This window comes from Asticcacaulis sp. (assembly GCF_027484505.1).
Taxonomy (GTDB): domain Bacteria; phylum Pseudomonadota; class Alphaproteobacteria; order Caulobacterales; family Caulobacteraceae; genus Asticcacaulis.
Window position 1 is genome coordinate 1 of sequence record NZ_JAIXSV010000014.1, and the last position, 11,483, is coordinate 11,483.

The 11,483-nt window shown below is 64.5% G+C and carries 10 protein-coding genes and 1 pseudogene; all 11 read left to right on the forward strand.

Going from position 1 to position 11,483, the window contains the following annotated elements; all coding sequences use genetic code 11:
* Nucleotides 1-234 (forward strand): annotated as a pseudogene (locus Q0072_RS00940) (alanine--glyoxylate aminotransferase family protein); the annotation flags it as partial.
* A gap of 159 nt (nt 235-393) precedes the next feature.
* On the forward strand, nt 394-1,296 hold the full coding sequence (gene puuE, locus Q0072_RS00945; RefSeq protein WP_298324419.1) for an allantoinase PuuE: 903 nt from the start codon (nt 394-396) through the stop codon (nt 1,294-1,296).
* Nucleotides 1,286-1,666, forward strand: a complete 381-nt coding sequence (gene hpxZ / locus Q0072_RS00950) for an oxalurate catabolism protein HpxZ (protein WP_298324422.1) — start codon at nt 1,286-1,288, stop codon at nt 1,664-1,666. The genes puuE and hpxZ overlap by 11 nt, the downstream gene beginning before the upstream one ends.
* A complete protein-coding gene (gene uraD, locus Q0072_RS00955) occupies nt 1,663-2,166 on the forward strand; it encodes a 2-oxo-4-hydroxy-4-carboxy-5-ureidoimidazoline decarboxylase (RefSeq protein ID WP_298324424.1) in 504 nt (167 codons plus the stop codon). The genes hpxZ and uraD overlap by 4 nt, the downstream gene beginning before the upstream one ends.
* The gene (locus tag Q0072_RS00960) at nt 2,163-3,557 is read left to right on the forward strand and encodes an NAD(P)/FAD-dependent oxidoreductase (protein ID WP_298324426.1); all 1,395 of its coding nucleotides are present in this window, start codon (nt 2,163-2,165) and stop codon (nt 3,555-3,557) included. The genes uraD and Q0072_RS00960 overlap by 4 nt, the downstream gene beginning before the upstream one ends.
* Nucleotides 3,554-3,883, forward strand: coding sequence for a hydroxyisourate hydrolase (gene uraH / locus Q0072_RS00965; protein ID WP_298324428.1), 330 nt, complete (start codon nt 3,554-3,556; stop codon nt 3,881-3,883). Before Q0072_RS00960 ends, uraH begins: the two co-directional genes overlap by 4 nt.
* Nucleotides 3,884-4,051: 168 nt before the next feature.
* Complete coding sequence (xdhA, locus tag Q0072_RS00970) at nt 4,052-5,485, forward strand: xanthine dehydrogenase small subunit (protein WP_298324432.1); 1,434 nt, start codon at nt 4,052-4,054, stop codon at nt 5,483-5,485.
* The gene (gene xdhB, locus Q0072_RS00975) at nt 5,478-7,802 is read left to right on the forward strand and encodes a xanthine dehydrogenase molybdopterin binding subunit (protein WP_298324434.1); all 2,325 of its coding nucleotides are present in this window, start codon (nt 5,478-5,480) and stop codon (nt 7,800-7,802) included. Before xdhA ends, xdhB begins: the two co-directional genes overlap by 8 nt.
* On the forward strand, nt 7,799-8,752 hold the full coding sequence (gene xdhC / locus Q0072_RS00980; protein WP_298324437.1) for a xanthine dehydrogenase accessory protein XdhC: 954 nt from the start codon (nt 7,799-7,801) through the stop codon (nt 8,750-8,752). Before xdhB ends, xdhC begins: the two co-directional genes overlap by 4 nt.
* Nucleotides 8,727-9,746 carry an adenosine deaminase gene (locus Q0072_RS00985; RefSeq protein WP_298324440.1) on the forward strand — a complete coding sequence of 340 codons (1,020 nt, stop codon included), beginning with the start codon at nt 8,727-8,729 and terminating at the stop codon, nt 9,744-9,746. Before xdhC ends, Q0072_RS00985 begins: the two co-directional genes overlap by 26 nt.
* 121 nt (nt 9,747-9,867) lie before the next feature.
* Complete coding sequence (gene guaD / locus Q0072_RS00990) at nt 9,868-11,220, forward strand: guanine deaminase (RefSeq protein WP_298324443.1); 1,353 nt, start codon at nt 9,868-9,870, stop codon at nt 11,218-11,220.
* The last annotated feature ends 263 nt before the right edge of the window (nt 11,221-11,483 follow it).

An 11,483-nucleotide genomic window follows, 5' to 3' on the forward strand; every position in this document is an offset into this window, starting at 1 on the left:
GGCCTTGATGGCGAGCGCGTGCGTCAGCGGATGCGCGAAGACTTCGAAATCGAGATCGGCACGGCCTTTGGCCCCTTGCAGGGGCAGATCTGGCGCATCGGGGCCATGGGTTATAACGCCATGAAGTCCAAGGTGCTGACGACCCTGGCCGCGCTGGAGGCCTGTCTGGTCGCCGAAGGGGTGGCGGTCAATCTGGGGGCCGCGGTCCCTGCCGCGCGGGAGGTGTGGGGATGAGGATTCGTCTGACATCCCTCCCTGTGATAGCGGGGAGGGGGGACCGCGAAGCGGTGGGTGGGGCCAAGCTGATCTGTGCCCCCTCCGTCGCGGACGCGCCTGACGGCTTGCCGCGCCACCTCCCCCGCTGCGCCCAAGGGCTTGCAAGGGAGGAGGAAGATGCGTGACCTGATCGGCTATGGTCCGACACCGCCCGATGCGCAGTGGCCCGACGGGGCGCGCATCGCCGTGCAGTTCGTCATCAATTACGAAGAGGGCGGCGAAAACTCGGTCCTCAATGGTGACAAGGGGTCTGAGGCCTTCCTGTCCGAAATGGTCGGTGCCCAAAGCCATATCGGGGCGCGGGCCATGGCCATGGAAAGCCTCTATGATTACGGGTCGCGCGCCGGTTTCTGGCGGCTGCACCGGATATTCACCGAACGCGGCCCCCCCGTCACCGTCTATGGCGTGGCCACCGCCATGCAGATGAATCCGGCGGCGGTTGAGGCCATGCTGACCGCCGACTGGGAGATCGCCAGCCACGGCTATCGCTGGATCGACTATCAGACCGTGCCGGAAGAGGTTGAGCGCGACCATATCCACAAGGCCATAGAGCTTCACGCCCAACTGACCGGGGCGCGGCCTCTGGGCTGGTATCAGGGGCGCACCTCGCCCCACACGGCGCGGCTGGTGGTCGAAGAGGGCGGCTTTGTCTATGACGCCGATTCCTACGCCGACGACCTGCCCTATTACGACACGCGGTTTGGCCTGAAAAGCGATGGAACCGCCCAACTGATCGTGCCCTATACGCTGGACGTCAACGACATGAAGTTCGTGGCCTATAACGGCTTTGCCGACGCCGAGCCCTTCTATCGCTACCTGCGCGACACGTTCGATCAGTTGTACCTTGAGGGCGGCCGCATGATGTCGATTGGCCTGCATGGGCGCATTGCCGGTAAGCCGGCGCGGGCCGCCGCCGTGGCGCGTTTCCTCGATCACGTGCTGAGCCACGACAAGGTGTGGGTGGCGCGCCGCATCGACATCGCCCGTCACTGGCTGAAAGTGCATCCCTATGCGGCTTAATGATCCTGTTCGCCTGAAAGAGGTGACCGAGGCCTTCTATGCCTATGAGGCGGCGTTGATGGCCGACGATATTCCGGCCATGGACCGCCTGTTCCGTGAGGCACCCGAAACCATCCGCTACGGGGTGGGTGAGGTGCTGTACGGCATTGAAGAGATACGCGCCTTCCGCAAAGGCCGGGGCGGCTCGCCACAGCGTAAACTGGGCCGGGTCGAAATCACTGTCTATGGTGACGCCTTCGCCACCGCCCATGCCGAATTTTTCCGTGACAATTCCGACCGGAGGGGTCGGCAGTCGCAGGCCTGGGTGCGCTTTGCCGACGGCTGGAAGGTGGTGTCGGCGCATGTGTCGATCGAGGGGGCGACCTCATGAGTGATTTCAACCGTCTGGACCGCCGGGCCTTTATCGAACGCTTCGGCCTGTTGTTCGAGCACAGCCCGTGGATCGTGGCGCAGGCCGAGACGATGCGGCCGTTCAAAGACCTAGCGGCCCTGCACGCCGGGTTGATGAAGGTGGTGGCGCACGCCGGGCCGGAGGCGCAACTGGCCCTGCTGCGCGCCCACCCCAAACTGGCCGACAAGGCGCAGGTGAAGGCCGGTCTGACGAAGGAGTCGGCCTCCGAACAGGCATCGGTGGGGCTCAATGCCCTGACGGAGGCGGAATTTGCGCGGTTTCATGAGCTAAACACTGCCTATGAAACGCGCTTTGGTTTCCCTTTCATCATCTGTGTGCGGCTGGCCGGGGATAAGGTGGCTATTCTCGCGGCGATGGAGTCGCGTCTGAGCCACGACCCGCAGACAGAGTTTACCACGGCCCTGTCCGAGGTGGATAGGATCGTCTGGCTGCGCCTCAAAGATGTGGAGGGCGCATGAGCCTCGAAGCCCATAATGCCCGCGTCAGGCACGATCTTGAGGCGCTCTGTTATCCCGGCAACGACTGGCTGACCCCGGCGACGCATCCGGACGGTCCGGTGCACGACGTCATCATCATCGGCGGCGGTCAGTCGGGCCTCAGCGCCGCCTTTGCGCTAAAGCGTGAGCGTATCCACAACCTGCTGATCCTTGATGAGAGCGCCGAAGGCTTTGAAGGGCCGTGGGAAACCTATGCCCGCATGATGACCCTGCGCACGCCCAAGGGCATCACCTCGATCGATATGGGCGTGCCCTCCCTGACCTTCCGCGCCTTCTGGGAGGCGCAGCACGGGCCCGAAGGCTGGGCGCGCCTTGACAAGATTCCGCGCGGCGACTGGATGGCCTATCTGCGCTGGTATCGCCGCGTGCTGGATTTGCCGGTCAGAAATGGCGTGCGGGTCAGCGATATCGAGCCCATCGACGGCCTGTTCCGCGTGCACGCTTCGGACGGCCATTATCTGGCGCGTAAGGTCGTTCTGGCCACCGGGATTCAGGGCGGCGGCGGCTGGCATACGCCGCAGATGATCAGGGGCCTGCCGCGCCATCTTTACGCCCATACCTCTGAACCCATCGACGTGGCGACGCTGACAGGCAAGCGCATCGGTATATTGGGAGGCGGGGCCTCGGCCTTTGACAATGCCCACCATCTGCTCGATGCCGGGGCCGCCGAAGCGCACGTCTTTGTGCGGCGTGAGGCCCTGCCGCGCATCAACCCGATCCGGCACATGGAGGCGGCGGGCCTGATCCCGCGCTTTGCCGCACTCAGCGACGGCGAAAAATACGCCGCCATGTCGCACTTTTTCAAATTCAATCAACCGCCGACTAACGACACCTTCAACCGGGCGGCGGCCTTTGCGGGCTTCCGCCTGCACACCGGTTCGCCCTGGCAGGCGGTGCGCGAAGAGGGCGGTCAGGCGGTGGTGACGACGCCCAAAGGCGAGCACGCGTTCGACTTTCTGGTCATCTCCACCGGCCTTGTCACCGATCCGGCCCTGCGGCCGGAACTGCGGCGGCTGGAGCCGGGGATTGCGCGCTGGGCCGATGTCTATGCGGCCCCGGAGGGGATCCGCAACCCGCTGCTTGACGCGCATCCCTATCTGGGCGCAGGCTTCACCTTTAGCGGGCGCGACCCTGAGTGGCAGGCGAAACTGCATGGCCTGTTTGCCTTCAACTATTCGGCCCTGATCAATTTCGGCCTGTCGGCCTCGGCCCTGTCGGGGCTGAAATACGCCCTGCCGAAGCTGGCCAGTGCCGTGGCCGATCAGCTGTTCCTTGATCAGAAGACGGCGTGTCTCGACGCCTATTTTGCCTATGATGAGCCGGAATTTGTCGGCGAGTGGAGCGCCTCATGAGCCTTTCGACCCACGTCCTCGATACGGCCCACGGCACCCCGGCCCAGGGGGTCGGGCTGCACCTCCTCAGTGGCCGCGAAGTGCTGTTTGCCGGCACGACCGATGCCGATGGCCGCTGCCCGGAACTGCGCGAGCTGAGCCTGAGCGCGGGGCTGTACCGGCTGGAATTCGATGTGGCCGACTATTTCCGGGGTAAGGGCGTGACGCTGGCCGAGCCGCCGTTTCTCGATCGCGTGGGCATCGACTTCGGCATGGATGGGGTGGGGCATTATCACGTGCCGCTGCTGGTCAGTCCCTATGGCTATTCGACCTACAGGGGGAGCTGATGGGGAGTTCACGCCAGACCTCCTCCCCTGTAGCGCAGCGTACGGGGGAGGTGTCGAGCCAGCGGAGCGCGTCGAGACGGAAGGGGCAAGGGGGTCTTTCTTCGCCCCCTCCGTCAGTTTCGCTGCGCTCACTGCCACCTCCCCCGCTGTGCAGGGGAGGAGATAAACATGCCCGATAAACTCCGCTTCTATCTCGATGGTGAGATCGTCACCCTGTCCGGCATCGACCCCACGCAAAGCGTGCTCGACTGGCTGCGCTACGCGGCGCGGCGCACCGGCAGCAAGGAAGGCTGTGCCGAAGGCGACTGCGGGGCCTGTACGGTGCTGGTGGGGGATTTGGAAGGCGAGCGCCTAAACTGGCGCGCGGTGAATGCCTGTATCCTGTTCCTGCCCATGCTGGACGGCAAGGCGCTGATGACGGTCGAAAGCCTGAAAGGCGCGCATCCCGTGCAGTCGGCAATGGTTGATTTGCACGCCTCGCAGTGCGGTTTCTGCACGTCGGGCATTGTGATGTCGCTGGTCGGGTGCGCGATGGGGGCGTGCGGCACGGTGGGGGCCGATCCGGCGGAGGTGCTGGCCGGAAACCTGTGCCGCTGCACGGGCTATGGCCCGATCCTCAAGGCCGCCGAACAGGTGGCGTCGCTGCCGTTTGACGACGGGCCCATCCGTGAGGCGCTGCAAAAACTCCGCCGCGACACCCGGCTGGTCCTCAGCTACGAAGACCCGCTGGCCGGGCTGACGCGGCGGGCCTATGTACCGCGCAATACCGATGATCTGGCGGAAATCCTTATCGAAAACCCCGATGTGCGACTGATCGCCGGGGCCACCGATGTTGGCCTGTGGGTCAGCAAGCAGCACCGCGTCTTGCCGGAGGTCGCCTTTATCGGTCACCTGATGCGCGACATCGAGGTGACGCCGCAGGGCGTGCGGCTGGGGGCCGGGGTGCGCTATTCTGAGGCGCGTGAGGCGCTGGCCGACCTGTCGCCCGATCTGGGCGAGCTGATCCGCCGCATTGGCGCGGTTCAGGTGCGCAATGCCGGCACCATCGGTGGCAATATCGCCAATGGCTCGCCCATCGGCGACATGCCACCTGCCTTGATCGCGCTGGGGGCCGAACTGACCCTGCGCCGGGGCGAGGCGCGCCGCACCCTGCCGCTGGAGGCCTATTTCCTCGACTATGGCCAGCAGGACCGGCAGCCCGGTGAGTTTGTCGAAAGCGTCTTTGTGCCCGCGCCGAAAGCCGGCGATGTGGTGCGTATCGTCAAGCTGTCGAAGCGCTTCGATTCTGATATTTCGGCCGTCTGCGCCGCCGTGCATTTGCGCTTTGACGGGGCGGTGGTGCAGGCGGCGCGGCTGGCCTTTGGGGGCATGGCCGGCACCCCCAAACGGGCCGCTCACGCCGAGGCCGTCCTGACCGGGCACCCGCTGACGCCGGAACGGCTGGCGCTGGCGGCCGAAGCGTTGCGGGCGGATTTTACGCCGCTTACCGATGTACGCGGGTCTTCGGACTATAGATTAACCGTCGCCGGTAATATCCTGAAAAAGCTATGGTTTGAGATTCAAGGCCAAGGCGGCGATGTGCTTGGGGTGGCGCATGGCTGAGCACGGTCACACCCCCCAAATTCACACCCCAAAAGTCCATACCTCAAAGGTCCATACATCTCTGGCCCACGACAGCGCGCCTCTGCACGTCAGCGGCACCGCCCTCTATGCCGATGACGTGGCCGAACCGGCGGGGATGCTGCATCTGGCTTTTGGTCGCGCCCCGCACGCTCACGCGAAGATATTGAGCCTTGACCTCAGTGCCGTGCGTGCCGCGCCGGGCGTGGTCGCCGTCTTCACCGCCGCCGACATCCCCGGTGACAACAATGTCGCGCCTGTGGCCAAAGACGACCGCCTGCTGACCGCCGACGAGGTGGTGTTTATGGGCCAGCCGGTGTTTCTGGTCGCCGCCACCTCTGCCAAGGCGGCGCGTGTGGCGGCGAAGCTGGGCCGTATAGACTACGAGCCCTTGCCCGCCATATTGACCATTGCCGAGGCGAAGGCCGCCCACAGCCTGATCGAAGCGTCGCAGGTGATGCGGCGCGGCGATATGGCAGAGCTTGAGGCCGCGCCGCATCGGATTAACGGCGCGCTGGAGATCGGCGGGCAGGATCATTTCTACCTCGAAGGGCAGATCAGCGTCGCCACGCCCATGGAGCAGGGCGGGGTGCACCTTCTGTGTTCGACGCAGCATCCGTCCGAGGTGCAGCATCTGGTGGCGCATCTGTTGGGCGTAACCTCCGCCGATGTGACGGTGGAGGTGCGGCGCATGGGCGGCGGCTTTGGCGGCAAGGAGACGCAGGCTTCGTTGTTTGCGGCGGCGGCGGCTTTGGTGGCGGCCAAGACCGGTCGCCCGGCCAAGTATCGCGCCGACCGCGACGAGGATATGCAGATCACGGGTAAGCGGCACGATTTCACCGCTGACTACGACGTGGCCTTTGATGACGAGGGGCGCATCCGGGCGCTGCGGCTGGAACTGGCCTCGCGCTGCGGCTGTTCGACCGACCTGTCGCCGGCGATCAATGACCGGGCCATGTTCCACGCCGATAACTGCTATTTCCTTGAAAATGTCGAGATCGTCTCGCATCGCTACCGGACCCATACCGTTTCCAATACCGCCTTTCGCGGCTTTGGCGGGCCGCAGGGCATGCTGGCCATCGAGCGGGTGATGGACGCCATCGCCCTGCATCTGGGGCGTGATCCGCTGAGTGTGCGGCAGGTCAACTTCTATGGCCCTGAGCGCAATCTAACGCCGTATCAGATGGCGGTGACAGATTTTGTCGCTGATCGCCTCGTTGAGGAGTTGAAGGTCTCCGCCGATTATGAGGCGCGCAAGGCCGAAATCGACGCCTTCAATGCGTCCCATCCCTATCTGCGGCGCGGTATCGCCTGCACGCCGGTCAAGTTCGGCATTTCCTTTACCACCAGCCACCTCAATCAGGCCGGGGCCTTGGTCCACGCCTATGTCGATGGCTCGATTGCGCTCAATCACGGCGGCACCGAGATGGGGCAGGGGCTGAATACCAAGGTGGCGCAGATCGTCGCCGATGTCTTCGGGTTGGGGCTGGAGCGTATCCGCATCACGTCAACGCGCACGGACAAGGTGCCCAATACCTCGGCCACGGCGGCCTCATCGGGGACGGACCTCAACGGCTGGGCGGCGTGGAACGCGGCCAATACCATCCGCGAACGGCTGGCCGAACTGATGGCCGCACGCAACGGCGTGGCGGCGGACAGTGTGGTCTTTGAAGGCGGTGTGGTGCGCGCGGGCGAGGATGTGCTTGGCTTTGCCGAGGTCTGTCGGCTGGCGCATTTCAACCGTATTTCCTTATCGGCGACGGGGTTTTACGCCACGCCGAAAATCCATTACGACCGCAAGACGCACACGGGCAGGCCCTTCCTCTACTTCGCCTATGGCGCGGCGGTGTCAGAGGTGGTCATCGACACCTTTACCGGTGAACATAAGGTGCTGCGCGCCGACATTCTCCACGATGTCGGGCGCTCGATCAATCCGGCGCTCGATCTGGGGCAGATTGAGGGCGCCTATGTGCAGGGGCAGGGCTGGCTGACCTTTGAGGAACTGGTCTATGACGCCAGGGGGCGGCTGCTGACGCACGCCCCTTCGACCTATAAGATCCCCTGCGCCTCCGACCGGCCCGCCGTGATGAATATCCACCTGTGGCGGGCGGGCGAAAACCGCGAGCCGACCATTCACCGTTCCAAGGCCGTAGGCGAGCCGCCCTTCATGCTGGCCAACAGCGTGTTCTCGGCCCTGACCTATGCCGTAGCGGCGGCGACCGGTGACCCGCGCCCGACGCTCGATGCCCCGGCGACGCCGGAACGCATCCTGAAAGCCCTCAATGGGGGGACACTGTGAACTGGGTCGCCAAAGCCCTTGATCTGTTGGGCAAAGAACCACTGGCGATGATCTCGCTGCTGGCCGTCGAAGGCTCAACGCCGCGCGAGGCCGGGACGCGGATGCTGGTCACGGCAAAGGCCATCTACGGCACGATTGGCGGTGGTAATCTGGAGTTTCAGTGCATTGATCAGGCGCGGCTGGCCCTGAAACATAAACCCGGCACCTGGCGGATTCAGGACTACCCGCTGGGTGTGCTGCTGGGGCAATGCTGCGGCGGCCGCGTGCGGGTGATGATCGAGCACCTCGACCCGGCGGAGGCAGGCTGGCTGGAGGCCGTGCGCGGCCTTGATAGCTTTACATTGCGCAGTGATCTGCACGCCGATGGGGTCCGCCGTCGCCTGAGCGAAGAGGTGCCCAACTTGTCAGCGCGGGGCCCTGTGCCGGTGGTCGGGGATCGCCTGATCGAGCGTCTGGGTCAACCCTTGACACCCGTGCTGATGTTCGGTGCGGGCCATGTCGGCATCGCCATTGCGCGGGTGCTGGAGGGCCTGCCGTTTCAACTCCGCTGGTGCGATGACCGCACCGATGTGCCGCAGGGCGTTCAGATCAGTGATGCTCCGACCCTGTGCGCCGAAGCGGAGGCGGGGACGGGCCTGACCCTGATCCTGACCCACGATCACGCGCTGGATTATGAGCTGACCAAGGCGGCGCTGCGGTCGCAAGCGCGCTTTATCGGCCTGATCGGCTCGGCCACCAAGCGCGCCCGCTTCTTCAGCCGTCTGCGCAAGGACGGCTTTGCCGAAGACGAGATCGCGCGTATCACGTGCCCCATCGGCCTGTCCGGCATTACGGGCAAGGCCCCCGAAGTCATCGCGGTTGCCGTCGCCGCGCAGTTGCTTCAGATTACAGACAAAAATCGCACCCTGACCGAGGATACCCGTCATGACCAAACCCTTCCCGTCGCTTGACGCCTTTATCGCCGGTCTGCCCAAGGCCGAACTGCACCTGCATATCGAAGGCTCGCTGGAGCCGGAACTGATGTTCGCGCTGGCCCAGCGCAACAAGATCGCCCTGCCGTTCAAATCGGTCGAAGAGGTGCGCGCGGCCTACGAATTTTCCAACCTTCAGGACTTCCTCGACATCTACTATCAGGGGGCCGATGTCCTGCGCACGGAACAAGACTTCCACGACCTCGCCAAGGCCTATTTTGACCGCGCCCACGCCGACAGCGTGCGCCACGCTGAAATCTTCTTCGACCCGCAAACCCATACCGACCGCGGTATCCCGATGGCGGTGGTGATGGACGGGCTGACCTCAGGCATGAAGGCGGCCGAAGCCGAATACGGCCTGACCTCCAAACTGATCCTGTGCTTCCTGCGCCACCTTGATGAGGACGCCGCCTTTGCCACCTTAAAGGCCGCCGAGCCGTTTCTCGACCGCCTGACCGGGGTGGGGCTCGACTCGTCCGAAGTCGGCCACCCGCCATCGAAATTCGCCCGCGTGTTTGAGGCTGCCGGCGCACTTGGCCTCAAAAAAGTCGCCCATGCCGGCGAGGAGGGGCCGCCCGAATACGTCCACGAAGCGCTGGATATCCTCAAGGTGGACCGTATCGACCACGGCAACCGCTCGCTGGAAGACGCGCACCTGACCTCGCGGCTGGCGCGTCTGGGCATGACGCTGACCGTCTGTCCGCTGTCGAACCTCAAGCTGTGTGTGGTGACGGACATGGCGCAGCACCCCATCCGCACCATGCTGAACAAGGGCCTTCGCGCCACGCTCAATTCCGACGATCCGGCCTATTTCGGCGGTTATGTGAACGACAATTACCGCGCCGTGGCGGCGTCGGGGCTGGTCGATCGCGACGACCTGATCACGCTGGCGCGCAATTCGTTTCTGGGGTCCTTCCTCAGCGATGCGGAGGTGTTCCGGCATCTCGATGAGATTGAGGCTTACACAAATTAAGCACCTCCCCTGATTTCAGGGGAGGGTGGCCCGAAGGGCCGGGTGGGGTTATGCCCCACCTCTAACCCCCCTCCGGCTTTGCCGGGTTCCCCCCTGACATCAGGGGGGAGGCTTGGACGAAATGACCACACCCCGTTCTTTCAAAGGCACCTTCTTCCACGCCCCGGTCTGCGGCGGTATGGAGGTCCTGCGCGACACCCTGATCCGCTGCGACGCGGAGGGGCGTATCGTCGAAGTGCTGCGCCCCGATGCGCCCACCTATGCCGCCGCCGTCGCCGAAGACCGCGCCGCCGCCCGGCTGGAAACCCTGCCTGAGGGCACCTACGCCCTGCCGGGCTTTTGCGACCTGCACATCCACGCTCCGCAGTGGCCGCAACTGGGCAAGGCGCTGGACGTGCCGCTGGAGGTCTGGCTGCAAAAACATACCTTCCCGCTGGAAGCGCGCTATGCCGACCTGTCATTTGCGCGCCGCGCTTATGAAGGGCTGGTGGACGACCTGCTGTCGAACGGCACCACCACGGCACTCTATTTCGCCACCCAGCATCAGGACGCCACGCGCCTTTTGGCCGACATCTGCCTGACCAAGGGCCAGCGCGCCCTGATCGGCAAGGTGGCGATGGACAATCCGGAGCAATGCCCGGACTTTTACGTCGAATCCACCGATGCCGCCCTGCGCGGCACCGAAGCCTTTATCGACCACGTGCGCGGCCTCAACAGCGACCGGATCAAGCCGGTGGTCACGCCGCGCTTTATCGCCTCGTGCACCGATGCGGCGCTGGAAGGGCTGGGCGACATCGCCCGCCGCTGCGGCTGCCACGTTCAGACCCACTGCTCCGAAAGCGACTGGGAACACAACTACGTCCTCGACCGCCACGGCCGCGAGGATACCGACAGTCTGGACCGCTTCGGCCTGCTGACGCGCCACACGGTGCTGGCCCATGCCAACTTCATCTCCGACGCCAATATGCAGACCATCCGTGAACGCGGGGCCGGCGTCGCCCATTGCCCGCTGTCCAACTACTACTTCTCCAACGCCGTCTTCCCCCTCAAACGCGCGCTGGAAAAAGGGGTGCGCGTCGGGCTCGGCACCGATATTTCTGGCGGGCCGTCGTCTTCGATCTATGACAATATGCGCTGGGCCGTGGCCTCGTCACGCGCCCTGCATGACGGCGTCGATGCGCGCCTGCACTGGGACAACCGCGGCATCCGCGACAGCCAGATCGACTGGCGCACCGCCTTTTACCTGGCCACCAAAGGCGGGGCCGAAGCGCTGGACCTGCCCGTCGGCAGCTTTGAGCCCGGCCGCTATTTTGACGCACAACTGATTGACCCGCAGGCCGCGAACGGGACCATCCGCCTGATGGACGACCTCGATAGCGACGCGGATGTGCTGCAAAAAATCGTCTATACGGCCTCAAAAGCCAATATCGCGCGCGTCTGGGTCGCGGCGCACTGCATCGTCGGATCGGTATGAGGCTTCCGGGGTCAGTTGACCCCGGACCCCGAATATGGGCGCACGTGTGGGGCGGGGAAGATTTTTAGCCACCAAAAACACAAAAAGCACGAACGGGAGCTTGGGGCATAGGGCTGCGCTCTATTTCTCCTCCCAACGAAGTGGGGTATAGCGTAGCGAAAGTATAGCTTTCGCAAGCGATGGGCAGCGAGCGAAGCGACGCTGACGGAGGGGTATTACCGTCCGTAAGATACCCCTCCGCCTCGTAAACTCGGCACCTCCCC

Coding starts and splice junctions, on each gene's coding strand:
- puuE (WP_298324419.1), top strand. CDS start 394: ATGCGTGACCTGATCGGCTATGGTCCGACACCGCCCGATGCGCAGTGG.
- hpxZ (WP_298324422.1), top strand. CDS start 1,286: ATGCGGCTTAATGATCCTGTTCGCCTGAAAGAGGTGACCGAGGCCTTC.
- uraD (WP_298324424.1), top strand. CDS start 1,663: ATGAGTGATTTCAACCGTCTGGACCGCCGGGCCTTTATCGAACGCTTC.
- Q0072_RS00960 (WP_298324426.1), top strand. CDS start 2,163: ATGAGCCTCGAAGCCCATAATGCCCGCGTCAGGCACGATCTTGAGGCG.
- uraH (WP_298324428.1), top strand. CDS start 3,554: ATGAGCCTTTCGACCCACGTCCTCGATACGGCCCACGGCACCCCGGCC.
- xdhA (WP_298324432.1), top strand. CDS start 4,052: ATGCCCGATAAACTCCGCTTCTATCTCGATGGTGAGATCGTCACCCTG.
- xdhB (WP_298324434.1), top strand. CDS start 5,478: ATGGCTGAGCACGGTCACACCCCCCAAATTCACACCCCAAAAGTCCAT.
- Q0072_RS00985 (WP_298324440.1), top strand. CDS start 8,727: ATGACCAAACCCTTCCCGTCGCTTGACGCCTTTATCGCCGGTCTGCCC.
- guaD (WP_298324443.1), top strand. CDS start 9,868: ATGACCACACCCCGTTCTTTCAAAGGCACCTTCTTCCACGCCCCGGTC.